Raw genomic sequence first — 22,929 nt, forward strand, 5'->3', positions numbered from 1 at the left:
TCACGCCGAGTCGCCCATATTTGCAATGACGGGAGGCAAAGCTCTGCGAAAATTGCAGGGCGCGGCAGAAGCGCAGGATTTGTGAAATCGCCCCGTGCTTGGTTGAATGCGTTCCGACGAAAGGAAACGGCATGAGCGACAACGAAATCTGGGCCGCCTACGAGAAACGCCTGCTGCGGGTCTCCGCCTATATTTACGAGCATCTGGAAGAGGATCTCGACCTCGACCGGCTGTCGGAAATCGCCTGCCTTTCCGCCCATCACTGGCACCGCGTCTACCGGGCCGTGCACAACGAGACGCTGGCGACGACCGTGCGCCGGCTTCGTCTGCACCGCGCGGCGGGCGATCTGGTGCGCAGCGAGACCGCCGTCCGGGACATCGCCGCGCGCTGGGGTTACCCCAACCTGCAATCCTTCACGCGCGCCTTCGCGGCCTTCTATGGCATGCCGCCGGCGCGCTACCGCAAGGAAGGGTCCCATCGCGCCTTCGAAACCCATTGCGAAAGGGAGTTCCCCCGCATGTTCGACGTGACCGTCCGTACCCTTCCCGAGCAGACGCTGCTCGGCGTTCCCCATTCCGGGTCCTATATGGGCATCGGCAAGGCCTTCGAGGCGCTTTACGGCGCCTTGTTTTCCCGCAGCATCTTCCAGCCGGACATGCGCATGGTCGGCGTCTTCCTCGACGATCCCGATCTGGTGGCGGAGGAAAAGCTGCGCTCCTTCGCCTGCGTCACCGCGTCGGGCGACGTGCCGGCGGAAGCGCCGCTGGTGCGCCGTACGCTTGCCGGCGGTGACTACGCTGTCCTGCGCCACAAGGGCCCCTATGCCAATATGGGGTCGGCCTATCGCTGGCTCTACGGCACCTGGCTTCCGGCGTCCGGCCGCTCGATCCGCGACGAGGTGATGTTCGAATCCTATCTCAACAACCCGCGCGAGGTGCCGCCGAACGAACTCGTCACGGAGATCTGCCTGCCGCTCCAGCCGGCCGTCGAAGCGGCGGCCTGAAGAAACGGGGCGGGTGAAGGCCCGCCCCGAAACCGGCCGATATTCGGTTCAGGCCACTTGCAGACCGGCCCGAACTGAATATCGACTGGCCTAGGTCTTCATCGCCTCAAGCTGGCGATGCATTTCCTCGTCGTCGATGGCCGTCGCCTTGATATAGGCGGGACGATCCTTGAGCCGGCCCCAATAGGCCTGGAATTCCGGCCGTGCCTCGAGCGAGCCGAATTGCAGGCCCCAGCTGATATGGGAGCCGACATAGACGTCGGCCGCCGTGAAGCGGTCGCCGGCGATATAGGATTGGCGCGTGACGGCATGGGAGAGCGTGTCCATCACGGATTCGTAGCTACCGCAGCCGATGCTGCGCTCGCGCTCCTTCGGTACGGCAAGGCCGAAGGCCTTCAGCGACACGGCCATTTCCAGTGGACCTGCGGCGAAGAACAGCCAACGATAGTAGTCGCCGCGCTGATCTGTCGGCGGTGCGAGGTTCGCTTCCGGGAAGGCATCGGCGAGATAGGCGCAGATCGCGGCCGCTTCGGTGACGACGGTCTTGCCGTGGCGGATGGCGGGCACCTTGCCCATGGGATTGACCGAGAGATAGTCGGCCGCCTTCATCGAGCCCTCGAAGGTCAGCCATTCCGTGCGGTAGGGGGCGCCGGTTTCCTCCAGCATCCATCGTGCGATGCGCCCGCGCGACATCGGGTTGCTGTAAAAGACAAGCTCTTCGGCCATGGCATCCTCCGTTCGGCTGGCGAGGGGGAGAATAGGGCTCGAAGGCGTGGCTGCAAGGGCCGGAACGAAGGTTCCGGCCCTTGCCTGTTGTTGGTTCACACCGGCTTGTTGTGCGGCTGGAAGAGCTTTCCGCGCTCGGCGATCAGCACGAAGATCAGGCCGATGATCGACAGCGTGAAGAAGCCCGTGACCAGCGGCAGGGCCGTCCCGTTGAAGGACTGGCCAATGATCGCGCCGATGATCGTGCCGCCGGCCGTGCCCATGAAGCCGAGCACAGAAGAGGCCGTGCCGGCGACGTGGCCGAGCGGCTCCATCGCCAGCGAGTTGAAGTTCGAGCCGATCCAGCCGAACTGGAACATCGAGAGCGCGAAGAGCACGATGAACAGCGCGAAGGGCAGGTGGCCCGGCCAGAGCAGCGTCAGCAGCATCCAGAGCGTGTTGACCGCCAGGAAGCCCATCAGCGCGCCATGCGACAGGCGTCGCATGCCGAACCGGCCGACCAGGCGGGCATTGACGAAGGACGACAGCGCCATGAAGGCGGCGACGCCCGCGAAGGCCACCGGGAACCAGACGCCTAGCCCGTAGATGCCGACATAGATCTGCTGCGCGGAGTTGATGAAGCCAAACAGCGCGCCGAAGATGAAGGTGCTGGCGAGCGTGTAGCAGAGGGCCACACGGTCCGTCAGCACGATGCGGAAGCCGGCGAGGACCGAGCGCACCGTGAAGGGACGCACGTCTTCGGGATGCAGCGTTTCCGGCAGGCGGAAATACATCCAGGCCCAGATGACGGCCGCCATCACCGCCATGAAGACGAAGATGAGGTGCCAGTCGCCGAACAGCATGACGACCTGGCCCGTGCCGGGAGCAAGCACCGGAACGACCATGAAGACCATCATGATCAGCGACATCACCTCGGCCATCGCGCGCCCGCCGAAGATATCGCGGACGATGGAGACGGTGATGACGCGCATGGCGGCCGAGCCGATGCCCTGGATGAAGCGCAGCGCGAGAAGCGCGGCGAAGCTCGGCACGAGGATCGCGCAGAGCGACGACACGATATAGATGGCAAGGCCGATGAACATGGGCACGCGGCGGCCGAAGCGGTCGGATACCGGGCCGTAGGCGAGCTGCGCGAAGGCGAAGCCGATCAGGTAGGCGGAAATGACATACTGCCGATGGTTCTCGTTCTCGACGCCGAGGCTGGCGCCGATCTCCTGGAGACCGGGCAGCATGATGTCGATGGCAAGTGCGTTGAGCGCCATCAGAAGCGCCATGAGCGCAATGAATTCTATCTTGCCCATGCCTTTGAGGCGCTGGGCCGATTCAGGGGAAAGTCCAGACATATCAATTTGATCCATTAAAGAGATAAGGCGCCGCTGTTATGCGGCGCCTTTGAAAAGCTTGCCGGCCGGGGACCGTGAAGCGTCAGGCAGCGCCCTTGACCGTAATACCCTGTCCCTCAAGATGGGACTGCAATTCGCCCGACTGGAACATCTCGCGCACGATGTCGCAACCGCCGACGAACTCACCCTTCACGTAAAGCTGCGGGATGGTCGGCCAGTTGGAATAGTCCTTGATGCCCTGGCGGATGTCGGCGTCGGCGAGCACGTTGATGCCCTTGTAGTCCACACCCACGTAGTCGAGGATCTGCACGACCTGACCCGAGAACCCACACTGCGGGAATTCCGGCGTGCCCTTCATGAAGAGGACGACGTCGTTGGTCTTCACTTCGTTGGCGATGAAATCGTGGATGCCGCTCATATCCGTATTCCCTAGCAAATCGGCTTCAAGGACCGATGCGATGAACCATGCGCCCTAGATAACAACCTCGGGTGACAAATGCCAGAAGTCCCTTGGAAAAAATGCAAGGGGTAACCTTATCATTTCAGGGGTGTTGCGCGGGTACCGCGCAGGCGGTGCGCCGCCAGCCAGTAGACGAAACCACCGGCAAGGCCGCCGGCAACCGCGATGAAGGCAAAGCTGTCCGTCAGCAGCAGGCGCTCGGATGCCACGAAGCCGTCGAAAAGCGCCAGCGACAGAATGCTGTCCAGCCCGCCGGCAAGAATGAAGAAGACCGGATTTTGAAAGCCGAGATACCGCGCGGCGAGAACGGTGGCGATGAAGCCCGGAAGGGCGCACACGAAGGTATAGACGCAGCCGATGATCAGAAAGGACGGCAGGTATTCGTCACTGCCGGTGCTCAGCCCGGCAAAGAGCGCGTTCACGACAAGGGAGGCCGTCACGACGGCCAGGAGATAGCCGCCGCCGATGCGCAGGAAGCCTGGGTGAAGGCTGCGGGCAGGCGTTGTTTCCAAGGTCACGGCGCGGCCCGTTCCCGCTCGCTCAGCGGCTGCGCTGGCGCGAACGGCTTGCCGTCGTGCGACGGCGGCTCACCTGCTTGCGCGGGCGCTTCGCCGTCTTCTTCGCGGGCTTCAGCGCTGCCTCGATGATATCGCCGAGGATGCCGCCGGAGGCCTTCTTGCGCGTCGTCGTCTTGCGGCGCGTGCGCTTGGTGGTGGTCTTGCGCACGCCGGTCTTCTTCAGCACCTCCTTGAGGGCTGCATCGACCACGCCGGAGACGAGTTCGTTGAGCAGGCCGGACATGACAGGTCAGTCCGGCGCGGAGGTCTGCAGGGCGAGGGCATGCAGGACGCCGCCCATGTTGCCCTTCAGCGCTTCATAGACCATCTGATGCTGCTGCACCCGGCTCTTGCCGCGGAAGCTCTCCGCGACCACCTCGGCTGCATAATGATCGCCGTCGCCGGCAAGGTCGCGGATCGTCACCTTGGCGTCCGGAATGCCTTGCTTGATGAGTGTTTCGATGTCGCCGGCGCTCATTGCCACGGTGAAGTCTCCGATTCCGTTATTGCCCGTGCAGGATAGTGGCGAACATCCGGAAAGGTCAATCGCAGAGGTCGAGGTTCCCCGTCTTCTGCAATCGCGCAGAATCACGCTGCGTCATCGCCGATTGAGACGGATGTCGCGCCGCTCTACGCCATAGCCTCCGCAACAGGGAGACTGGAAATGGACAACAGGCAAACCGTGCATCGCGGCGCGCGGCATCCCGCCCGCTCAAAAGGAAGCGGGCCCATCGTTCCGTAGAACCACGAGCCCGCCCGATGCCTTGCGTCAATCGTTCCGATCAGGCAGCCTTGCCGTCCATGAATTCCGGGAACCAGGCTTCATGGGCCGTCTTCAGGCTGGCAACCGGCAGCGAGAAGAGGTCGCCGACGGAAAGCGCGTCGCCGCCGACCGTGCCGAGGCGACGGAACGGTACGCCCGCGCCTTCCGCATTGGCCGAGACGAAGTTGGCGAGATCGGCCGGAACGGCGATGACGTAACGGGCCTGGTCTTCACCGAAGAGCAGCGCATGGGCCGGGCCATTCGCCTCGGAGAGATCGACCGTCGCGCCCTTGCCGGAGGACATCGCCATTTCCGCCAGGGCGACGGCAAGGCCGCCGGAGGAAATGTCGTGGCAGGCGGTGACCTGGCCGTTGCGGATGGCCGAGCGCACGAAATCGCCGTTGCGGCGTTCGGCATGCAGGTCGACTTCAGGCGCCGGGCCGTCGATCTTGCCGATGACATCGCGCAGATAGACGGACTGGCCGAGATGGCTGCCGTCGGTGCCGATCAGGAGCAGATGGTCGCCGTCCTTCGCGCCACCGATCTTGGCCATGGCGGACCAGTCGGGCAGGAGGCCGACGCCGGCAATGGTCGGGGTCGGCAGGATCGCGATACCGTTGGTCTCGTTATAGAGCGAGACGTTGCCGGAGACGATCGGGAAGTCGAGCGCGCGGCAGGCTTCGCCGATGCCCTGGATGGCCTTGACGAACTGGCCCATGATCTCGGGCTTTTCCGGGTTGCCGAAGTTCAGGTTGTCGGTGGATGCGAGCGGCTCGGCGCCGGTCGCCGTGATGTTGCGCCAGCATTCGGCGACGGCCTGCTTGCCGCCCTCGAAGGGATCGGCCTCGACATAACGCGGCGTCACGTCGGAGGAGAAGGCGAGCGCCTTGGTGGCGTGGCCCTCGACGCGCACGACGCCGGCGTCGCCGCCGGGGATCTGCAGCGAATTGCCCTGGATGAGCGTGTCGTACTGCTCATAGACCCAGCGGCGGCTCGACTGGTTCGGCGAGCCGACGAGTTTCAGCACGGCCTCGGCGTAATCGGCAGGCTCGGCAACGAGATTGGCCGGCAGCGGGGCGGGCTTGCCCGGCTCGCGCCAGGGACGGTCGTATTCGGGGGCTTCGTCGCCCAGTTCCTTGATCGGCAGGTTCGCGACTTCCTCGCCCTGGTGCAGGATGCGGAAGCGCAGATCGTCGGTGGTCTTGCCGACGATGGCGAAGTCGAGGCCCCACTTGACGAAGATCGCCTTCGCTTCGCCTTCCTTCTCCGGCTTCAGCACCATGAGCATGCGCTCCTGGCTTTCCGACAGCATCATTTCGTAGGCGGTCATCTGCTCTTCGCGGACCGGCACGAGATCGAGGTTCAGCTCGATGCCGAGGTCGCCCTTGGCGCCCATTTCGACGGCCGAGCAGGTGAGACCGGCCGCGCCCATGTCCTGGATGGCGATGACCGCGCCGGTCTGCATCAGTTCGAGGCAGGCTTCCAGCAGGCACTTTTCGGTGAAGGGGTCGCCGACCTGGACGGTCGGACGCTTTTCCTCGATGGATTCGTCGAATTCGGCCGAGGCCATGGTCGCGCCGCCGACGCCGTCACGGCCGGTCTTGGCGCCGAGATAGACGACGGGCAGGCCGAGGCCTTCGGCCTTGGAATAGAAGATCGCGTCGGACTTGGCGAGGCCGGCCGCAAAGGCGTTGACGAGGATGTTGCCGTTGTAGCGCTGGTCGAATTCCACTTCGCCGCCGACGGTCGGCACGCCGAAGGAATTGCCGTAGCCGCCGACGCCGGCAACGACGCCGGAGACGAGGTGGCGGGTCTTCGGATGATCCGGTTCGCCGAAGCGCAGCGCGTTCATCGCCGCCACCGGGCGGGCGCCCATGGTGAAGACGTCGCGCAGGATGCCGCCGACGCCGGTCGCCGCGCCCTGGTAGGGCTCGATATAGGACGGGTGGTTGTGGCTCTCCATCTTGAAGACGACGCAGTCGCCGTCATCGATATCCACCACGCCGGCATTTTCGCCGGGACCCTGGATGACGCGCGGCCCCTTGGTCGGCAGCGTGCGCAGCCAGCGCTTGGAGGACTTGTACGAGCAGTGCTCGTTCCACATGGCCGAGAAGATGCCAAGTTCCGTGAAGGTCGGCTCGCGGCCGATCAGCGAGAGGATGCGGTCGTATTCATCCGGCTTCAGCCCGTGGGCGGCAATCAGCTCCGGGGTGATCGGGCGGGTGTTTGAGATGGTCATCGTCGCTCGTCTTGTCGTGGAGGGCAGGATTGCGGTCTCTTTAGCCTATGCTGCTTTGCAGTGCGACAGGAAAATGTCCGCCAGCCACAGGCAGAGCGGCTTTCAGGCCAGGCTGTCATAGCCCGTCGGGCCATGTTCCAGCAGGCGGCGCAGCCGCACCAGGCCATTGACGACCTCCGTCCGGCTCTCCGGCGAGGAAAGGCCGATGCGCACCCGGTGGAACGTCTTCTCCGAGCGCCCGGCCTTGAACTCGTCCTCGTCGTCGATGAGGATGTCCTCGGCGAAGGCCGCCTGCCGGAAAGTGCCGGAAAGCCAGGGGTCGGGCAGCTTCAGCCAGAGGAAGGGCACGCGCGGGTGCGAATTGAATTCCAGCCCCGCGAAGATTTCGCGGGCATGGGCCTCGCGGGCGCTGACCTCTTCGGAAACCTTCGCGCGGATCGCATCCGCCGTGCCCGACAGGACGAGCCGGGCGCCGACCTCGGCGAGCAGGTAGGGCAGGCCGCCGCTCACCATCTTGTGGGCGATGCGCACGCGCTGGGCGAGATGCGGCGGGCAGGCGATCCATCCGCCGCGCACGCCAGCGGCCACGCTCTTCGACAGGCCGCCGACGAGGAAGGTGCGATCGGGGGCGATTTCGGCCAGCAGCGGAATGCCCGTCTCCATCGTGCCGCCATAGAGATTGTCCTCGATGAGGAAGACATTGTGCCGCCGTGCAATGGCGGCAATCGCCCGGCGGCGCTCCTCCGGCATGACGGAAAGGGTCGGGTTCTGGCCCGCGGTCATCAGGAAGGCGAGCTTGGGATGCTGCTGCACGCAGACCCGCTCGAAATCGTCGGGGATGATGCCGTCGGCATCCGACTCGACGAGCACCGTCTGGCGGCCGATCAGCGTCGTGCCGCGGCTCACCTGCGAATAGGTGACGTGCTCGAAGACGATGCGGTCGCCGGGCGAGGTGATGACCGAGACGGCGGCGATGACGGCGGCATGGGCGCCGAGCGTCGGCACGATGCTTTCGAGGGCCGGCTGCCAATCGCCCTGGCGCAGCCAGCGCCGGCCGGCCTCCAGCCATTGCGGCGGGAAATTGCGGGTGTAGCTGGCGATCTCGTTCGGCTGTTCGCGGCAGAGCGCCGAGACGAGGTCGGTGATCGCCGAGGACTGCCCGACATCGGTGGCGGCGGTCGTATCGAAGCGCAGCTTGCCGGGCGGGGCATGGGCGGCGCGGGTGCCGACCAGCCGGGCGCTGACGGGATCGACGGAGGCCGGGTGCTCTCCTTCCGGCGGCGAACCGAGCACATAGGTGCCGCGCCCTACCTCGCCGCTGACGAGGCCGCGTTCGCGCACCATCGTATAGGCGCGGCTGACCGTGCCGATCGTCACCCCGACATCGTAGGCAAGGTTGCGCTGCGGCGGCAGCTTGCTGCCGGCGGCGAGCGCGCCGGCGCTGATTGCCTGCTCGATCTGGTCGGCGATGCGAACATAGAGCGGGCCATCGGAGGCCTGAAGGTCGGGGAGCCAATTTGTCATGGTGGCAATTCTTACATTGCACCATTCTGGGAGTCAATTATTCCATGAATGCACCGATTGTCACGCTCCCGGTGGCAATTCAGGAGAAAAGATCATGGCAATTGATACAATATTCGCTCCTGCCGCGCCGAAGGGCGGGGCAAGTCTCAAGGCAATCACCCTGCGTGGATGGCGCGCCCTTCGCGCGTGGTTCGTCCTGCGGCAGACGCGCCGCAGCCTGCTCGATCTCACGGACGAGCAGCTTCTCGACATCGGCATCAGCCGCGGCGAGGCGCGCCGGGAAGTGAGCAAGTCCTTCTATTGGGACGTGAACGCCTGAGGCGTCTCAGCAACCCTTGCCGCCGGCGGCCCAACGCTTGACATCGGTGGCGACGCGCGCGCCGACGGGTTCGCTCATCATCGGGCCGAAGGCGTCGAGCTTCGCCGGGCTGCCTTCCGCCTGCACGACGAGCAGCGGGCGCGATTCCGGCGAATTTCGGTGCACGACGAGAATGCGCGGCCGGCCGGAGAAGGAATTGAGTTCCGGCGCGAGGCGATAGGCCTTGAAGGCGGGATCGCCCGACTTGAACCAGCAACTGTTCGCCCCAAGCGCGATGCGCTCCATGGTCGGCAGCGCGCCGCCATTGGCCTTCGGCGCGGGCGTCTTCGTCTGGCAGGCGGCCAGTGCCGCGGCGATGGCGAGCGGCAGGAGAAGCCTGGCGGAAAGGAGAGGGCGCATGGAAAGCCTTTCGGGGATGGACATGCGCCCTTGATAGCAAGGGCCGGTTAAGAGAGCCTGACGAAACCCCGCGGGGTTTCGTTCACACCCTCACGCAGCGATGACGTCGAGCACCGAGGCGAAGAGGCCGCGGCCGTCGGAACCGCCATGGGCGGCCTCGATGAGGTTTTCCGGATGCGGCATCAGGCCGAGCACGTTGCCCCTGGCGTTCATCACGCCGGCGATGTCGTTGAGCGAGCCGTTCGGGTTGGTGCCTTCGGCATAGCGGAAGACGACCTGGCCGTTGCCTTCGATGGCGGCGAGCGTCTCGGCGTCGGCAAAGAAGTTGCCGTCGTGGTGGGCGACCGGGCAGCGGATGATCTGGCCCTTGTCATAGGCGCGGGTGAAGTCGGTCTCGGCATTCGCCACTTCCAGCTTCACTTCGCGGCAGACGAATTTCAGCGAGGCGTTGCGCATCAGCGCGCCCGGCAGCAGGCCGGCTTCGAGCAGGATCTGGAAGCCGTTGCACACGCCGAGAACCTTCACGCCGGCTTCCGCCTTCGCCTTGATGGCCTGCATGACCGGCATGCGGGCGGCAATCGCGCCGCAGCGCAGGTAGTCGCCGTAGGAGAAGCCGCCGGGAATGACGATGAGGTCGACATCCGGCAGGTCCGTTTCCGTCTGCCAGACGGTAACCGGCGCCTGGCCGGAGATCTTGGTCAGCGCCGCGATCATGTCGCGGTCGCGGTTGAGGCCTGGAAGTTGGACGACGGCGGACTTCATGGGTGTGGTTCAAACCTTGCCTGTGCCTCGGCGAATTCACGCGGTTCGAGGCGGTTTTCGATACGGTCGAGGCGCCGGTCCACGCGATCCAGGCGCAAACAGATGGGAGGAACGTTCTGCCGGACCGTCACGATTGCTGCGCGCATCGTGATCATGTCGCTGCGAAGATCGGAAAGTCCGCTACGCCCGTTCGGGCATGGAGGCTCGCCGGCGCTTCCAAGAGCAGTTCGCTCGTCACCCCTGCCATTGTCGATCTCCCCAGCCGTCAGGCGAGGGCGATCGTGTAGTTCTCGATTACCGTGTTGGCCAGGAGCTTCTCGCACATGGCCTTGAGGTCGGCTTCCGCCTTGGCGCGGTCGGCGGTCTGGACTTCGAGGTCGAAGACCTTGCCCTGGCGGACCTGGCCGACGCCGTCGAAACCGAGGCTGCCGAGAGCGCCTTCGATGGCCTTGCCCTGCGGGTCGAGAACACCGTTCTTGAGCGTAACCGTTACGCGTGCCTTGATCATGTTTTTCCGTTCCATCCTTGGGAGCGTGTTACTTCACCAGAACCGGGCCGGTGCCGCGCACGGGCTCGTTCTCGTTGATGATGCCGAGACGGCGGGCCACTTCCTGATAGGCTTCCAGAAGCCCGCCGAGATCGCGGCGGAAGCGGTCCTTGTCCATCTTCTCCTGGGTGGCGATGTCCCAGAGGCGGCAGCTGTCGGGCGAGATCTCGTCGGCGATGATGATGCGCATCATGTCGCCTTCAAAGAGGCGGCCGCATTCGATCTTGAAATCGACGAGCTGGATGCCGACGCCGAGGAAGAGGCCGGAGAGGAAGTCGTTGACGCGGATGGCAAGCGCCATGATGTCGTCGAGTTCCTGGGGGCTCGCCCAGCCGAAGGCCGTGATGTGCTCCTCGGAGACCATCGGGTCCTCGAGCGCGTCGGCCTTGAAATAGAATTCGATGATCGAGCGCGGCAGAACGGTGCCTTCCTCGATGCCGAGGCGCTTCGACAGCGAGCCGGCGGCGACGTTGCGCACGACCACTTCGAGCGGAATGATCTCGACTTCCTTGATCAGCTGCTCGCGCATGTTGAGGCGGCGGATGAAGTGGGTCGGGATGCCCATCTTGTTGAGCTGCGTGAAGAGGTATTCGGAAATGCGGTTGTTCAGAACGCCCTTTCCGTCGATGACATCGTGCTTCTTCTTGTTGAAGGCGGTGGCGTCGTCCTTGAAGAACTGGATCAGCGTGCCCGGCTCGGGACCCTCATAGAGAATCTTGGCCTTGCCCTCGTAGATACGGCGGCGACGGTTCATGGATTTTTCTCTTTGTTGGCGCGCTTGGGTCGCGCAGGTGTCATTTGTTTCCGGCTCCATAAACGAAATGCCGCAGTTTAACAATCGGCGTTCCGCCCGATCCCCCGTTTTCCGGCCTTTGCGTGCCGGAGCAGCCGCTCACGAAAGTTCGCATTGCACTTTTCCGTCCGTTTTGATTTATGGGCTCTGAACCCAACGGGAAAGAGAATCTACGGGAGCCATAGATGAGCAGCATGCAGGATCGGGAAAAGGCCTTCGAGGCCAAGTTCGCTCTGGACGAGGAGCTGCGCTTCAAGGCCGAGGCACGCCGCAACAAGCTGGTGGGCCTGTGGGCCGCCGGCCTGCTCGGCAAGACGGGCGATGCAGCGGATGCCTATGCCAAGGACGTTGTCGCCGCCGATTTCGAGGAAGTCGGCCATGAAGACGTCGTGCGCAAGGTCAAGGCCGATTTCGACGCTGGCGGCGTTGTCCGCAGCGAAGACGAGATCCGCGTGCAGATGATCGAATTGCTGGCCGTCGCCGTCTCGCAGGTCGAAGCCGGCTGATCGACGGCGCGATAGCGCATTTTTCGAGGCCGCCCGGTCCTGCCGGGCGGCTTTTTCGTTTCTACCGGGTGACGGCGCGGCGGATTTCGTTCTGGAGGTCTCGCACGTTGCCGGCCTGGGCGCGCCATTCCCCCCGCTTGACGAATTCGGGAATTGCGGCCGCCGGCATGGGGCGGGCAAGGGCGTAGCCCTGAAGGATATCGCAGCCGAGGTCGCGCATGATGGCGACGTGCGAGGGCGTTTCCACGCCTTCCGCGACCACCTCGATGTTCAGCGAGCGGCCGATTTCCACGATGGTGCCGACGAGCTTGCGCTGGCCGGGCGAGCGGCTGACGGGCTTGACGAGCTGCCGGTCGATCTTGAGGCGGCGGGGGCTCAGCTTCATCAGGCTGACGATGGAGGCGTGACCGGTGCCGAAATCGTCGATCTCGATGTCGATGCCGAGCTTGCGCATCTCGGCGAGGTTTTCCAGCACCGTGCGGTCGCAGTCGTCGAGGAAGATGGATTCCAGCAATTCGAAGGAGAGCGACTGCGGCTTGATGTCCAGCGTGCGCAGGGAGTGGCCGAGGTCCGGGTCGTGCAGGCGCTTGGACGAGACATTGGCCGAAATCTTCCCGATGCCGAGCCCCTGGTCCTGCCAGAGGGCGAAATCGGCGAGGGATTTTTCCAGCACGATCCGGTCGATCATCGCCACGCAATCGAGGTCTTCGGCGATCTTGAGGAAGGTGTCGGGCGTGAGAATGCCGCGGGTCGGATGATCCCAGCGCGCCAGCGTCTCGACGCCGACGATGTCGAGCGTGCGGGCGCAGAACTGCGGCTGGTACCAGGGCAGGAAGCGGCGCTGCTCGATGCCGGAGAGGATGTCGTCGGCGGTCTGCTTGTTGACGATGATCTGCGCCTGGAAATCGCTGGTGAAGAATTCGTGCCGGCTGCGGCCACGGTTCTTGGCGCGGTAGAGGGCAAGGTCCGCGTTGACGAGCAGCTGCTTGGCGTCGATGGCCGCGCCCGACTGGCTGGCGATGCCGACGCTGGCGCCGAAGCGGCAGACATGGCCGTTGAAGGTGACGGGCTTGCGCATGGCCTCCACGATGGCTTCGGCCAGCGTGGAAAGGTTGCGACCGCCGGAGCCTGCGGGAAGGAACACGAATTCGTCGCCGCCGATGCGCGCGACAAAGTCGCCGGGCGCCGCCAGCGTGTTCAGCACCTGCGCGGCATGGACCAGCATCTGGTCGCCGGCAAGATGGCCGAGCGTGTCGTTGATCTCCTTGAAGCGGTCGAGGTCGATATGGAGCACGGCAAGGCGCGTGCCGGCCTGCTGGGCCGCGTCGGCTTCCTTTTCGATGGTGGCATCGAGATAGCGCCGGTTCGGCAGGCCCGTCAGATGATCGTGCAGCGCGGTGTATTCGATGCGCGCCCGGGCGGCTTCCAGTTCGTCGCTGCGCGCCTCGGCGAGTTCCTTGGCGCGCTTCAGTTCCTCCTGCAGCCGCACATCGTCCGTCACGTCCCAGTTCGCGCCGATGAGGCGGGGGGCGCCGGTCGTGTCGACATAGTGGGCGGCGCGGCCGCGGATGTGGCGGATTTCGCCATCGCCGCGCACGATGCGGAATTCGTTGGCGAAGTCCTGGCCGCGGAAGATGCCGTCGCTGACCCGCGCCGAGGCCATGCGCCGGTCCGCGGGGTGAAGCGCGCGCTCCCAGGTGCTGGCGTTGGGCTCTTCCGTCAGGCCGTACATCTCGATCATGCGGTCGTCCCAGCGCACGTCGGAGGTGCGCAGGTTGACGTCGAAGACGCCGATGCGAGAGACGTCGAGCGCCAGTTCCAGCCGGCGGGATACCTGCGCAAGCTGCTCTTCGGCTTCCTTGCGTTCGGTGATGTCGGTGTCGGTGCCGGCGATGCGCACCGGCTTGCCGTCCGCGCCGTATTCCACCACGGCGCCGCGGCTCTCGATCCAGATCCAGCGCCCGTCCTTGTGGCGTTCGCGATAGCTGAAGACGTTGAAGGCGGCTTCGCCGCTTTCCTGCTTGGCGATCTGCAGCAGCACATGGGCGCGGTCGTCCGGGTGCACCGTCTGGATCCAGCTTTCGAGCGAGGCCTCGATGGGATCGTTCGGCTGCAGGCCGCGGATCGCGCGCCACTGGCGGGAGTAGAAGAGGTCGCCATGCGCAAAATCGTGGTCCCAGACGCCCTGGCCGGCGGATTCCAGCGCATGGTTCCAGCGGCTTTCCCGCTCGGCGAGGTCCAGCGCGTTGCGCTTGCGCTCGTCGATGTCGATGGTCTGGACGATCAGGACAGGCGTGTCGTCCTCACCCGGCAGGACGGGCGGTGCGATGAAGGAGGCGAGCACCCATATGTCGTCGCCGTTCGGCCGCTGCAGGCGGATTTCCCACGGCGCCTCTTCCACCATGGTCGCGCCGAGGGCGAAGGCGAGGATGGGGCGATCCTTGGGCGAGACGCAGGCTTCGAAGGTCGAAAGCTGCGCGCGCGAGGCGATGCCGAGGGATTTGAGGAAGGTGGTGTTGGCGTCGGTGATGCGGCCTTCCGCATCGAGGGCGACAAAGCCGAAACCGGAACGCGCAAACAGGCGGCGATAGAACGGCTCCCGGTCCGCTTCTCGCACGGCAGTAGAGGTCGAACCGGACGGTTTGGCCATGAAACGCGGCGCCTGCAATGAACACAATCGCCTCAGCGTGCCGGATTTCTATGAAATTCCTCTTAATGAGAAACCTCAGGCGGCGCTCAGTCCGGCGCCTTCAGCTTGCCGAGGAACTGAGCGAAGACCATCGTGCCCTCCGGCCAGGGGCCGTGGCCGGATTCGGCATTGATATGTCCGGCTTCACCGGCGTCCAGCATCAATGCTCCCCAGGCGGCGGCCATGTCGTCCGCATGTTCGTAGGTGCCGAAGGGATCGTTGCGGCTCGCCACGACGAGGGACGGGAAGGGCAGCGGGTCGCGCGGATAGGGGCCGAAGGTCATCAGATGCTTCGGGCGGATCTCCGGATTGGCGACATCGGGCGGCGAAACGAGAAAGGCGCCGGCGACCTTGTTGCCGAGATGCGGCGCGGCATGGATGGCCGCCGCGACGCCCAGCGAATGGGCGACGAGCACCACGGGCTTGGTCGCGGCCGCGACCTCGTCGATCACGCGCTGCACCCAGTCCTCGCGCACGGGCTTCGTCCATTCCGCCTGCTCCACGCGGCGCGCCGAGGCGAGCTTGGACTGCCAGCGGGTCTGCCAGTGTTCGGGGCCGGAATTGGTGTAGCCGGGGACGATGAGGATTTCTGCTTCTGACGCTTTCATGCGCCGGCATGTGCGTTCACGAAGTCCTGAAGTCAAGAGGGTGGGACAAATCGGCGCGAAAGGCGTATGATTCCCCGTCTTTCAATGCCCATCCACGGCCCGCCGTGGCGGCGGACAATCGCCCTCCACGCGCGCCGTGACGGTTCTGGAACCGGCAAGGAGAAAGCGTCATGGCGACTTTTCATGTGATGGCAGGCCCCGATGACATGGTGGCCCGCCCGGCGATCCGGCGGATCGGCCTTTCCGACGTGTGGGATGCGCTCGCCCTCGGCTTCGAGGACTTCCGCGCCAAACCGTCCCACTACGTGTTTCTCAGCCTCATCTACCCGATCGCGGGCGTCGTGCTTGTCACCTGGAGCTCCGGGGCAAACATGCTGCCGCTGATCTTTCCGCTGATCGCCGGCTTCGCGCTGCTCGGTCCCTTCTTCGCCCTCGGCCTCTACGAGATCAGCCGGCGGCGCGAGCGCGGCATGGATGCGTCCTGGCGGCACGCGCTGGAGGTGCGCCATTCGCCGGCGCTGCCCTCCATCCTCGCGGTCGGTGCCATGCTGATGGCGCTGTTCGTCGCCTGGCTCGTCTTCGCCCAGACGCTCTATACCAGCCTCTTCGGGGCGGAGCCGCCGCAGTCGCTGGCGCTTTTCATCGCCGGCATCTTCAGTTCGGAAAACGGTGTGCTGCTGATGCTGGCGGGCAATGCCATCGGCTTCTGCTTCGCGCTCGTCGTGCTCGCAACGACGGTCGTCGCCTTTCCGATGCTGCTCGACCGGGATGTCGGCGCCGTTGCCGCCATCGAGACATCGCTGCGCGCCACGTTGATCAATCCGCTGCCGATCGCCTGCTGGGGCCTCATCGTCGCGGCATTGCTGATCGTCGGCACCATTCCGATCTTCGTCGGCCTTGCCGTGATCATGCCGATTCTCGGCCATGCGACATGGCATCTTTACCGCAAGCTCGTCGTCGACGCGCGGTGAGCGGTTCCGCGGGCGGCGCGCGCTAGGAGGAAGGCGCAGGACCGCCCGTCAGAGGGGAGCGATGGCGCCACTGGCGCCATCGCCGCCATCACTTCGCCAGCGGGTAGCACTTGTCGGTGGAGAAGGCGCCGTCCTTGAAGCTCATCTGGCAGATGATCACCGTATTGTCCTTCTCGAGGAACACGGCATAGCTTTCGGAAACCGGCGACACGTTGATGATGTCGTAGTCGGCCTTCAGCAGCTCAACGATGGATTGCGGTGTTTGCGCCTCGGCCGTTCCGGCAAGGGATACGGCGGCAAGAAGGGCGGCAGCAAGGAACCTCATGTTCGACCTCCGGCAAGGCGTGCGGCATTGCACGCAAGGCAAAGTCTAGTCGGAGGTGGAGGCCGGCGAAAGGGTTTCGCCGGCCAATTCTGGTATCGATCGGACGTGTCGATCAGACGGAGCCGAAGACGCGGCGGAAGATCGTGTCGACGTGCTTGGTGTGGTAGCCGAGGTCGAATTTCTCGCGGATCTGCTCTTCCGAAAGGGCGGCGCGCACTTCACCGTCCGCCAGCAGCTCCTCCAGGAAGTCCTTGCCCTGTTCCCAGACCTTCATGGCGTTGCGCTGGACGAGGCGGTAGGCATCCTCGCGGGACGTGCCGGCCTGCGTGAGAGCCAGCAGGACGCGCTGCGAATGAACGAGGCCGCGGAACTTGTTGAGGTTCTTCAGCATGTTCTCCGGATAGATCACCAGCTTCTCGATGACACCGGCAAGGCGGTTCAGCGCGAAGTCGAGGGTGATCGTCGTGTCCGGGCCGATGCCGCGCTCGACGCTGGAATGGGAGATGTCGCGCTCGTGCCAGAGCGCCACGTTCTCCATGGCGGGCGTGACGGCCATGCGTACGAGGCGGGCAAGGCCGGTCAGGTTTTCGGTCAGCACGGGGTTGCGCTTGTGCGGCATGGCGGAGGAGCCCTTCTGGCCGGGCGAGAAGAACTCTTCGGCTTCCAGGACTTCCGTGCGCTGCATGTGGCGGATTTCGATGGCGACGTTCTCGATGGACGACGCGATGACGCCGAGGGTGGCGAAGAACATCGCATGGCGGTCGCGCGGGATGACCTGCGTGGAGACCGGCTCCGGCACGAGGCCGAGCTTGGCGCAGACATGCTCTTCCACGCGCGGATCGATATTGGCGAAGGTGCCGACGGCGCCGGAGATCGCGCCGGTGGCGATTTCCGCGCGGGCGGCGAGGAGGCGGGCGCGGCCGCGGTCCATCTCGGCATAGAAGCGGGCGAGCGTCAGGCCCATCGTCGTCGGCTCGGCGTGGATGCCGTGGCTGCGGCCGATGCGGATCGTGTCCTTGTGCTCGAAGGCGCGGGTCTTGAGGGCCGCCAGCACGCGGTCCATGCCGGCGATCAGGATGTCGGCGGCGCGCACGAGCTGGATGTTGAAAGTCGTGTCGAGCACGTCGGAGGAGGTCATGCCCTGGTGGACGAAGCGGCTGTCCGGGCCGACGAATTCGGCCAGGTGCGTCAGGAAGGCGATGACGTCGTGCTTGGTGACGGCTTCGATCTCGTCGATGCGGGCGACGTCGAATTCGGCCTTGCCGCCCTTTTCCCAGATGGTTTCAGCCGCGGATTTCGGGATCACGCCGAGATCGGCCAGCGCGTCGCAGGCATGGGCCTCGATCTCGAACCAGATGCGGAACTTCGTTTCAGGCGACCAGATCGCGACCATGTCCGGTCGGGAATAACGGGGGATCATCGGCTCCAGGCTTTCTCTCAGAGGTGGGAATTGCCGCCGCTTTAGCAAAGATGGCCGGCAAGCTCAACGCATGGACTTGGCAAGCCACAAACTGACGCCGGCCAGCACCGGCAGGCCGGCGGGCAGATAGAGGCCAAGACCCATGACGAGGAACTGGTAGGCGGCGCCCGCCGAGGTGAAGAGGAATTGCAGCAGCCAGATGCGCGTGCCGAAGGGCTGATGCCATTGCGCGTAGAACAGCCGGTAGTCCATGGCGAAGACGAAGGCCGTGAGCGTCACGGTGCCGAGGCTGAGCAGGACGAAATGGGCGGCGAAGCGGGTCTCGATGCCGCGACGGCGCGTGAGGAACCGCGCCAACGGCAGGGCGCAGAGCCAGGCGAGGACACCGCCGGTGCAATACACGGCGAGGATTTTCTCGAGATGGAAGGATTGCGTGCGGCCTTGCGCCCAGAGCGAGACGAAGGCGCAGGCCGCCATGAGAAGGCCCCAGCCTGCGGCGCCGCCGAGAAAAAGCGGCAGGGCCGGCAGGATGGGCGCCTGCCTGCCGCCCGGCACCGCGCCGCCCGCAGCCATGCCCATGTCAGGGCCGGAAGGGCACGGCGATCCAGCGGCCGTCCGCACCCTCGAAGCCGAAGCTGCGCACCAGGACCAGCGCGACATGGACCGGATCGGCACCGAGCGGGTTGAAGGTCACGGCGCCGGAAATCTGGTAGGAGAGGGGGCAGTTGCGGCTTTCCGGCACGCGCTTGTCCTCATGGAGGAGCGTATCCGCCGCCGCGCCGTCACGCCTGACGAGCTTCAGGCGAAAGCCCTTGCCGCCGTCGGGCGTGATGTCCCGGCACTTGTCCGAAAGATCCAGCGCGATCTCGTCGAGCGCCAGCGCATAGCTGCCGCCCGGCACCGGCTCGACGGCGTGCTGGAGATATTCGATGCGCTTGCGGTCCGCGCCGACTTCGCCCATCGGGTTGAAGGCGGCGAGCACGCCGGGATTGGCGAGCACCTTGTGCTTGTCGAACAGCGCCTTCGCCTTGCCGAAGCTGTCGGCCCGGGCCTTGTCCAGGCCCGCGTCCTCGCTGTCGATACGCACGCGGATCGGCGTGCCGGCAAGATAGGCGTCCTTTTCCGTGTCGATGAAATAGACGGTGGAATAGGGAAAGCCGGAGCCGTCCTGGACGCCGAATTCCTCGAAGGCGTAGACCTTGCCGTCCGGCGAGAAGCCGAGGGACTGGAAGGTCGAGAAATCGCCTGCCGAGGCGCCTGCCGTTGCCAGGAAGGACGCCGCAAGGGCGATTGCCGCTGTCCGCACGCTCATCAGGCCCGCGCTCCCTCCGCATTGCTGCGCAGAGTGTCGATGGTTTTGCGATAGGCGTCAACATGGCCGCCACCGAAGATGGCCGAGCCCGCGACGAAGACATTCGCGCCGGCCGCGGCCGGCATGGCGATCGTGTCGATGGCGATGCCGCCGTCGACCTCGATCTCGATCGGCCGGTCGCCGATCATGGACCGCACGCGGCGGATCTTTTCCTGCATGGCCGGAATGAACTTCTGGCCGCCGAAGCCGGGATTGACGGTCATGATGAGGACGAGGTCGATCTTGTCGAGCAGGTAGTCGAGCACGCTTTCCGAGGTGGCCGGGTTGAGCGACACGCCGGCGCGCTTGCCGAGCGCGCGGATCGCCTGCAGCGAGCGGTCGAGATGCGGGCCGGCCTCGGCATGCACCGTGATGCCGTCGCAGCCGGCCTTGGCGAAGGCTTCGAGATAGGGATCGGCCGGTGAAATCATCAGGTGGCAGTCGAAGAAGGCGTCGGTATGCGGGCGCAGCGCCTTGATGACATCGGGGCCATAGGAAATGTTCGGCACGAAATGGCCGTCCATGATGTCGAGGTGGATCCAGTCCGCCCCGGCTGCGACGACGTCGCGCACTTCCTGGCCGAGCTTGGAATAATCCGAGGCGAGGATGGAGGGCGCGATCCGGATGGGATGGGTCATGTCAGGCTCCGTGGGAAAAATCTGGCGTGGCCTTACCATTCCCGCAAGGGAGGAACAACGGGCGATTTAGCCCGTCGACCAGCTCGGCAGCGCATCGCCCGGCATCGTCCTGGCATCGTGCACGCCGCGCGCGATGGCGCGGGCCATGGTGGCGGCGGCGCTGGCGCAAAGGGCGATGAAATCCTCCGGCGCCGGCGTCCGGCCGCTTGCGCCCGTGGCGAGCGCGAAGACGAGATCGCCGTCGAGCGGCGTGTGCGCCGGCCAGAGGGCGCGGGCAAAACCGTCATGGGCGGCAATGGCGAGACGCTTGGCCTCGGCCTTGCTCAGCACCGCGTCGGTGGCGATGACGGCGATAGTGGTGTTTTCCGTGCCGGTCGGCCACGCGGAAAGTTTCGTGCGCGGCAGGCGGGCGTCCGCCGGGAAGGGCGCGGGCAGACCGAGCCCGCCGAATTCGCCGTCTTCCTCGAAGGGCGCGGCCCAGAAATGCCGCGTGTCGCCCACCGTCGCCGAGCCGAGCGCATTGACCGCGACCAGCGCGCCGACCGTAAAGCCGTTATCGAGAATGCTGGAGGCCGAGCCGAGGCCGCCCTTGAGGGTGGCGGTCAGCGCGCCGGTGCCGGCCCCGACGCTGCCGGTCTCGAAATCCGCGCCGGCATCCGCCAGCGCCGCGTAACCGAGCTCGCGGTAGGGCGGGTAGAGGCCCCAGTCCTTGTCGCCGCCGTTCATCAGGTCGAAGAGGATGGCGGCGGGAACGATGGGCACGCGGTGGGGGCCGACGGCAAAGCCGCGCCCCGCTTCGCGCAGGCCCGCCTGCACGCCGGAGGCGGCATCCAGCCCGAAGGCCGAGCCGCCCGCGAGCACCACGGCATCGACCGTCTGCACCGTGTTGTGCGGTTCCAGCAGATCCGTCTCCCGCGTGCCGGGCGCGCCGCCCAGCACCTGCACCGCCGCGGTCGCTGGCGTCTCGCACAGAACCACCGTCACGCCGGAGCGAAGGGCGTGGTCCGTGGCGTTGCCGACCGCAAGGCCGGCCACGTCGGTGAGAAGATTTTTCGGGCCGGGCCTGGTCATTCGCCTTCCGCCGCGGTTTCGGCCGGTACGAACGCGCCGGCGCGCCAGACGAGCAGGCGGTAGGGGTTTTCGCCAAGCTCGTGGTCGGCCCCGAAAGCGACCGGGCCGATGGCCGTGGCGAAGCTTGCGCCGGCAAGCGCGTCCGCAAGATCGCCGCCCTTGGCCGCGGCGGCGGTCAGCGCCGTCACCGCCGCATGGGCGGGCAGCACGTAGCCCTCCGCCACGATTTGCTTTTCCTTCATCGCCGCGGCGGTGGCTTGCCCCTCCGGCAGCGTCTGGTAGTCGGGCAGGGCGATGGCCTCCACGCCGTCGGTCATCGGCACCTGCGGATCGGCGCCCATCAGCGCCTCGCCGCCAATGAGGCCAAGCGGCAGCTTCTCGGCCCTGGCGTCGCGGGCGATGATGGCGGCGTCGGTGCGATCGCCGCCGACGAAGACCCGCGTCGCCCCCGTCTTGGCAAGACGGCGCACGAGGGACAATTGCTGCTCCTGCGCCGGGCGGAACGTATCGACGAAGGCGGCCTTCATGCCGACCTCCTCCAGCCGCAGCCGCACCGTCTCCACCAGTTCGCGCGCATGGATCGTGCCGTCGTCGATAAGGGCGAAGGGTTCGGATTTCCAGTCACGGGTGATGACCTCGACCGCCTTGTCGGCCTCGGCCTTCGGCCCGGGGGCGAGGCGGAAGAGCGGCCATTTCTTCTTCAACGCGTCTTCCATCAGGATGCCCGAGCGCACGGAAAGCGTGATCGCCGGCACCTTCGCCTCGGCGAGCGCCGGCAGGGCGGCGGCAAGCCCCTCCGTGCAGAGGAAGCCGATCGCGGCGGTGGCATCGGCGGCAAGAATCTCCTTGGCGATGCCTTCGCCATCGGTCTCGTCGCAGGCTTCTGCGATCTCCACCACCGTGTCGCCGTTCGCCTCGGCCGCAAAACGCGCGCCGTCGCGCACCTGCTGGCCGAGAATGGCAAGCGGACCCTCCTTCGGGGCGACGACGGCGAAGGTGAGGCCGGCCGCCGCCGCCGGGGAGGCGGCAAGGATCAGGGCAATTCCGGCAAGCGCCCGCAAAGGTCTCGCGTTCGCAATCGGGTAAAAACCATCGGCGGAAACGTTTTCGCGTTCCGCAGAAAGGCGGTAACGCTTCAGGGCGCCGAAGAGGCTGACAGTAAGGGCGGTCTTCATGTTCAATCCATGGATCGCGATCAGGCCCTTTGTAAGGATCGGGCTTCGGGCGTCAAAGAGAATTCTCTTCACCAAATCGCCTTTGTCTCTGGCAGGACAGGAAAATTCGACTTCGGGGGTTACATTTTTCTTCACTTTCGCCATGTATCTGATGTGACAAAGGAGAATGCCGTGTTGGACAGATTGTTGGTGGATGCTTCGCTCTACCGCGATGCCATGAGCCGCTACGCCGGCCATGTGCAGATCGTGACGACCGCACATGAGGGCGAAAAGCGCGGCGTGACGATCACCGCCGCCTGCTCGGTGTCGGACAATCCGGCCATGGTGCTCGCCTGCGTCAACGCTTCCAATCCGAAGAACGCGATTTTCGAGAAGAGCGGCCGCTTCGCGCTGAACACGCTCGCCGCCGACCAGATCGATCTCGCCAATGCCTTTTCCGGCCGCGACCCGTCGCTGACGGCGGAGGAGCGTTTCGCCATGGGCGACTGGCAGGACCTGGTGACGGGCGCGCCCGTGCTCAAGGGCGCGCTTGCCGCCTTCGACTGCCGCCTTGTCGAGTTCAAGGTCATGGCGACGCATATGGTGCTGATCGGCGAGGTGATGGGCGTGTCCATCGGAGAGCACAGGCCGGCGCTTGTCTATATGGACCGGGGCTACCGCACGCTATAAGTTCACCTCCGGGACTGGAGGAACGGCGTGGCCTATCAAAGCGGACAACTCCCGCAATCGATCGATGAAA

Annotated in this window: 26 protein-coding genes; 5 read left to right on the plus strand and 21 right to left on the minus strand. The window is 65.4% G+C overall.

Annotated elements, in window-relative coordinates:
• Positions 1-131: 131 nt before the first annotated feature.
• Complete coding sequence (locus tag V8U06_RS03445) at positions 132-1,004, plus strand: AraC family transcriptional regulator (protein ID WP_427139504.1); 873 nt, start codon at positions 132-134, stop codon at positions 1,002-1,004.
• 90 nt (positions 1,005-1,094) lie between these two features.
• On the opposite strand, the gene V8U06_RS03450 is transcribed toward V8U06_RS03445, so the two are convergent.
• The 8 genes from V8U06_RS03450 to V8U06_RS03485 all read right to left on the minus strand — a co-directional run bounded on the left by V8U06_RS03450 (position 1,095) and on the right by V8U06_RS03485 (position 8,616).
• The gene (locus V8U06_RS03450; protein WP_427139505.1) at positions 1,095-1,730 is read right to left on the minus strand and encodes a glutathione S-transferase family protein; all 636 of its coding nucleotides are present in this window, start codon (positions 1,728-1,730) and stop codon (positions 1,095-1,097) included.
• Between the two features lie 95 nt (positions 1,731-1,825).
• Positions 1,826-3,031, minus strand: a complete 1,206-nt coding sequence (locus tag V8U06_RS03455) for a multidrug effflux MFS transporter (RefSeq protein WP_427139584.1) — start codon at positions 3,029-3,031, stop codon at positions 1,826-1,828.
• A gap of 124 nt (positions 3,032-3,155) precedes the next feature.
• Positions 3,156-3,491 (minus strand): Grx4 family monothiol glutaredoxin, encoded by a 336-nt coding sequence (gene grxD, locus V8U06_RS03460; protein ID WP_226918865.1) that lies wholly within the window; start codon positions 3,489-3,491, stop codon positions 3,156-3,158.
• A 119-nt stretch (positions 3,492-3,610) separates the two neighbouring features.
• Complete coding sequence (locus V8U06_RS03465) at positions 3,611-4,051, minus strand: hypothetical protein (protein ID WP_427139506.1); 441 nt, start codon at positions 4,049-4,051, stop codon at positions 3,611-3,613.
• Between the two features lie 22 nt (positions 4,052-4,073).
• A complete protein-coding gene (locus tag V8U06_RS03470) occupies positions 4,074-4,334 on the minus strand; it encodes a hypothetical protein (protein WP_226918867.1) in 261 nt (86 codons plus the stop codon).
• Positions 4,335-4,340: 6 nt separating this feature from the next.
• Complete coding sequence (locus V8U06_RS03475) at positions 4,341-4,574, minus strand: BolA/IbaG family iron-sulfur metabolism protein (protein WP_119258334.1); 234 nt, start codon at positions 4,572-4,574, stop codon at positions 4,341-4,343.
• Between the two features lie 298 nt (positions 4,575-4,872).
• Positions 4,873-7,092 (minus strand): phosphoribosylformylglycinamidine synthase subunit PurL, encoded by a 2,220-nt coding sequence (gene purL, locus V8U06_RS03480; RefSeq protein WP_427139507.1) that lies wholly within the window; start codon positions 7,090-7,092, stop codon positions 4,873-4,875.
• Positions 7,093-7,194: 102 nt separating this feature from the next.
• Positions 7,195-8,616, minus strand: coding sequence for a PLP-dependent aminotransferase family protein (locus V8U06_RS03485; RefSeq protein ID WP_427139508.1), 1,422 nt, complete (start codon positions 8,614-8,616; stop codon positions 7,195-7,197).
• Positions 8,617-8,710: 94 nt separating this feature from the next.
• Between V8U06_RS03485 and V8U06_RS03490 the strand changes: the two genes are divergently transcribed.
• Positions 8,711-8,935, plus strand: coding sequence for a DUF1127 domain-containing protein (locus V8U06_RS03490; RefSeq protein WP_427139509.1), 225 nt, complete (start codon positions 8,711-8,713; stop codon positions 8,933-8,935).
• Between the two features lie 6 nt (positions 8,936-8,941).
• Here V8U06_RS03490 and V8U06_RS03495 read toward each other — a convergent pair whose 3' ends face one another.
• The 4 genes from V8U06_RS03495 to purC form a co-directional block, all read right to left on the minus strand.
• Positions 8,942-9,334, minus strand: a complete 393-nt coding sequence (locus V8U06_RS03495) for a hypothetical protein (RefSeq protein WP_427139510.1) — start codon at positions 9,332-9,334, stop codon at positions 8,942-8,944.
• A gap of 90 nt (positions 9,335-9,424) precedes the next feature.
• Entirely contained in the window at positions 9,425-10,096 is a 672-nt protein-coding gene (gene purQ, locus V8U06_RS03500; RefSeq protein ID WP_427139511.1) for a phosphoribosylformylglycinamidine synthase subunit PurQ, read from the minus strand.
• 265 nt (positions 10,097-10,361) lie between these two features.
• Positions 10,362-10,604, minus strand: coding sequence for a phosphoribosylformylglycinamidine synthase subunit PurS (gene purS, locus V8U06_RS03505; RefSeq protein WP_226918873.1), 243 nt, complete (start codon positions 10,602-10,604; stop codon positions 10,362-10,364).
• Between the two features lie 28 nt (positions 10,605-10,632).
• Positions 10,633-11,397 (minus strand): phosphoribosylaminoimidazolesuccinocarboxamide synthase, encoded by a 765-nt coding sequence (gene purC, locus V8U06_RS03510; RefSeq protein WP_226918874.1) that lies wholly within the window; start codon positions 11,395-11,397, stop codon positions 10,633-10,635.
• 224 nt (positions 11,398-11,621) lie between these two features.
• On the opposite strand from purC, the gene V8U06_RS03515 reads away from it, so the two are divergent.
• Positions 11,622-11,942, plus strand: a complete 321-nt coding sequence (locus V8U06_RS03515) for a DUF1476 domain-containing protein (protein ID WP_226918875.1) — start codon at positions 11,622-11,624, stop codon at positions 11,940-11,942.
• 61 nt (positions 11,943-12,003) lie between these two features.
• Here the strand turns inward: V8U06_RS03515 and V8U06_RS03520 are convergent, their stop codons facing one another.
• Positions 12,004-14,592 carry a sensor domain-containing protein gene (locus V8U06_RS03520; RefSeq protein ID WP_427139512.1) on the minus strand — a complete coding sequence of 863 codons (2,589 nt, stop codon included), beginning with the start codon at positions 14,590-14,592 and terminating at the stop codon, positions 12,004-12,006.
• Positions 14,593-14,678: 86 nt separating this feature from the next.
• The gene (locus V8U06_RS03525) at positions 14,679-15,239 is read right to left on the minus strand and encodes an RBBP9/YdeN family alpha/beta hydrolase (protein ID WP_427139513.1); all 561 of its coding nucleotides are present in this window, start codon (positions 15,237-15,239) and stop codon (positions 14,679-14,681) included.
• A gap of 170 nt (positions 15,240-15,409) precedes the next feature.
• Between V8U06_RS03525 and V8U06_RS03530 the strand changes: the two genes are divergently transcribed.
• On the plus strand, positions 15,410-16,210 hold the full coding sequence (locus tag V8U06_RS03530; RefSeq protein WP_427139514.1) for a DUF2189 domain-containing protein: 801 nt from the start codon (positions 15,410-15,412) through the stop codon (positions 16,208-16,210).
• Positions 16,211-16,298: 88 nt separating this feature from the next.
• On the opposite strand, the gene V8U06_RS03535 is transcribed toward V8U06_RS03530, so the two are convergent.
• The 7 genes from V8U06_RS03535 to V8U06_RS03565 all read right to left on the minus strand — a co-directional run bounded on the left by V8U06_RS03535 (position 16,299) and on the right by V8U06_RS03565 (position 22,190).
• The gene (locus V8U06_RS03535) at positions 16,299-16,535 is read right to left on the minus strand and encodes a hypothetical protein (RefSeq protein ID WP_226918879.1); all 237 of its coding nucleotides are present in this window, start codon (positions 16,533-16,535) and stop codon (positions 16,299-16,301) included.
• 112 nt (positions 16,536-16,647) lie between these two features.
• Positions 16,648-17,955 (minus strand): adenylosuccinate lyase, encoded by a 1,308-nt coding sequence (gene purB, locus V8U06_RS03540; protein ID WP_427139515.1) that lies wholly within the window; start codon positions 17,953-17,955, stop codon positions 16,648-16,650.
• A 63-nt stretch (positions 17,956-18,018) separates the two neighbouring features.
• Positions 18,019-18,528 carry a hypothetical protein gene (locus V8U06_RS03545; protein ID WP_427139516.1) on the minus strand — a complete coding sequence of 170 codons (510 nt, stop codon included), beginning with the start codon at positions 18,526-18,528 and terminating at the stop codon, positions 18,019-18,021.
• Between the two features lie 7 nt (positions 18,529-18,535).
• The gene (locus tag V8U06_RS03550; RefSeq protein WP_427139517.1) at positions 18,536-19,267 is read right to left on the minus strand and encodes a DUF2259 domain-containing protein; all 732 of its coding nucleotides are present in this window, start codon (positions 19,265-19,267) and stop codon (positions 18,536-18,538) included.
• On the minus strand, positions 19,267-19,944 hold the full coding sequence (rpe, locus tag V8U06_RS03555; RefSeq protein WP_226918883.1) for a ribulose-phosphate 3-epimerase: 678 nt from the start codon (positions 19,942-19,944) through the stop codon (positions 19,267-19,269). Before rpe ends, V8U06_RS03550 begins: the two co-directional genes overlap by 1 nt.
• A 66-nt stretch (positions 19,945-20,010) precedes the next feature.
• Entirely contained in the window at positions 20,011-21,015 is a 1,005-nt protein-coding gene (locus V8U06_RS03560; RefSeq protein WP_427139518.1) for a P1 family peptidase, read from the minus strand.
• Positions 21,012-22,190: an ABC transporter substrate-binding protein gene (locus V8U06_RS03565; RefSeq protein WP_427139519.1), complete on the minus strand. Its 1,179-nt coding sequence runs from the start codon at positions 22,188-22,190 to the stop codon at positions 21,012-21,014. The genes V8U06_RS03560 and V8U06_RS03565 overlap by 4 nt, the downstream gene beginning before the upstream one ends.
• Positions 22,191-22,361: 171 nt before the next feature.
• Here V8U06_RS03565 and V8U06_RS03570 point away from each other — a divergent pair, with 171 nt between their 5' ends.
• Positions 22,362-22,859: a flavin reductase family protein gene (locus tag V8U06_RS03570; protein WP_226918886.1), complete on the plus strand. Its 498-nt coding sequence runs from the start codon at positions 22,362-22,364 to the stop codon at positions 22,857-22,859.
• The last annotated feature ends 70 nt before the right edge of the window (positions 22,860-22,929 follow it).

The sequence above is a fragment of the Shinella sp. G-2 genome (assembly GCF_050172695.1).
In the GTDB taxonomy this organism is placed as follows: Bacteria; Pseudomonadota; Alphaproteobacteria; order Rhizobiales; family Rhizobiaceae; genus Shinella.

Coding starts and splice junctions, on each gene's coding strand:
- V8U06_RS03445 (WP_427139504.1), top strand. CDS start 132: ATGAGCGACAACGAAATCTGGGCCGCCTACGAGAAACGCCTGCTGCGG.
- V8U06_RS03450 (WP_427139505.1), bottom strand. CDS start 1,730: ATGGCCGAAGAGCTTGTCTTTTACAGCAACCCGATGTCGCGCGGGCGC.
- V8U06_RS03455 (WP_427139584.1), bottom strand. CDS start 3,031: ATGGGCAAGATAGAATTCATTGCGCTCATGGCGCTTCTGATGGCGCTC.
- grxD (WP_226918865.1), bottom strand. CDS start 3,491: ATGAGCGGCATCCACGATTTCATCGCCAACGAAGTGAAGACCAACGAC.
- V8U06_RS03470 (WP_226918867.1), bottom strand. CDS start 4,334: ATGTCCGGCCTGCTCAACGAACTCGTCTCCGGCGTGGTCGATGCAGCC.
- purL (WP_427139507.1), bottom strand. CDS start 7,092: ATGACCATCTCAAACACCCGCCCGATCACCCCGGAGCTGATTGCCGCC.
- V8U06_RS03485 (WP_427139508.1), bottom strand. CDS start 8,616: ATGACAAATTGGCTCCCCGACCTTCAGGCCTCCGATGGCCCGCTCTAT.
- V8U06_RS03490 (WP_427139509.1), top strand. CDS start 8,711: ATGGCAATTGATACAATATTCGCTCCTGCCGCGCCGAAGGGCGGGGCA.
- V8U06_RS03495 (WP_427139510.1), bottom strand. CDS start 9,334: ATGCGCCCTCTCCTTTCCGCCAGGCTTCTCCTGCCGCTCGCCATCGCC.
- purQ (WP_427139511.1), bottom strand. CDS start 10,096: ATGAAGTCCGCCGTCGTCCAACTTCCAGGCCTCAACCGCGACCGCGAC.
- purS (WP_226918873.1), bottom strand. CDS start 10,604: ATGATCAAGGCACGCGTAACGGTTACGCTCAAGAACGGTGTTCTCGAC.
- purC (WP_226918874.1), bottom strand. CDS start 11,397: ATGAACCGTCGCCGCCGTATCTACGAGGGCAAGGCCAAGATTCTCTAT.
- V8U06_RS03515 (WP_226918875.1), top strand. CDS start 11,622: ATGAGCAGCATGCAGGATCGGGAAAAGGCCTTCGAGGCCAAGTTCGCT.
- V8U06_RS03520 (WP_427139512.1), bottom strand. CDS start 14,592: ATGGCCAAACCGTCCGGTTCGACCTCTACTGCCGTGCGAGAAGCGGAC.
- V8U06_RS03525 (WP_427139513.1), bottom strand. CDS start 15,239: ATGAAAGCGTCAGAAGCAGAAATCCTCATCGTCCCCGGCTACACCAAT.
- V8U06_RS03530 (WP_427139514.1), top strand. CDS start 15,410: ATGGCGACTTTTCATGTGATGGCAGGCCCCGATGACATGGTGGCCCGC.
- V8U06_RS03535 (WP_226918879.1), bottom strand. CDS start 16,535: ATGAGGTTCCTTGCTGCCGCCCTTCTTGCCGCCGTATCCCTTGCCGGA.
- purB (WP_427139515.1), bottom strand. CDS start 17,955: ATGATCCCCCGTTATTCCCGACCGGACATGGTCGCGATCTGGTCGCCT.
- V8U06_RS03545 (WP_427139516.1), bottom strand. CDS start 18,528: ATGGCTGCGGGCGGCGCGGTGCCGGGCGGCAGGCAGGCGCCCATCCTG.
- V8U06_RS03550 (WP_427139517.1), bottom strand. CDS start 19,267: ATGAGCGTGCGGACAGCGGCAATCGCCCTTGCGGCGTCCTTCCTGGCA.
- rpe (WP_226918883.1), bottom strand. CDS start 19,944: ATGACCCATCCCATCCGGATCGCGCCCTCCATCCTCGCCTCGGATTAT.
- V8U06_RS03560 (WP_427139518.1), bottom strand. CDS start 21,015: ATGACCAGGCCCGGCCCGAAAAATCTTCTCACCGACGTGGCCGGCCTT.
- V8U06_RS03565 (WP_427139519.1), bottom strand. CDS start 22,190: ATGAAGACCGCCCTTACTGTCAGCCTCTTCGGCGCCCTGAAGCGTTAC.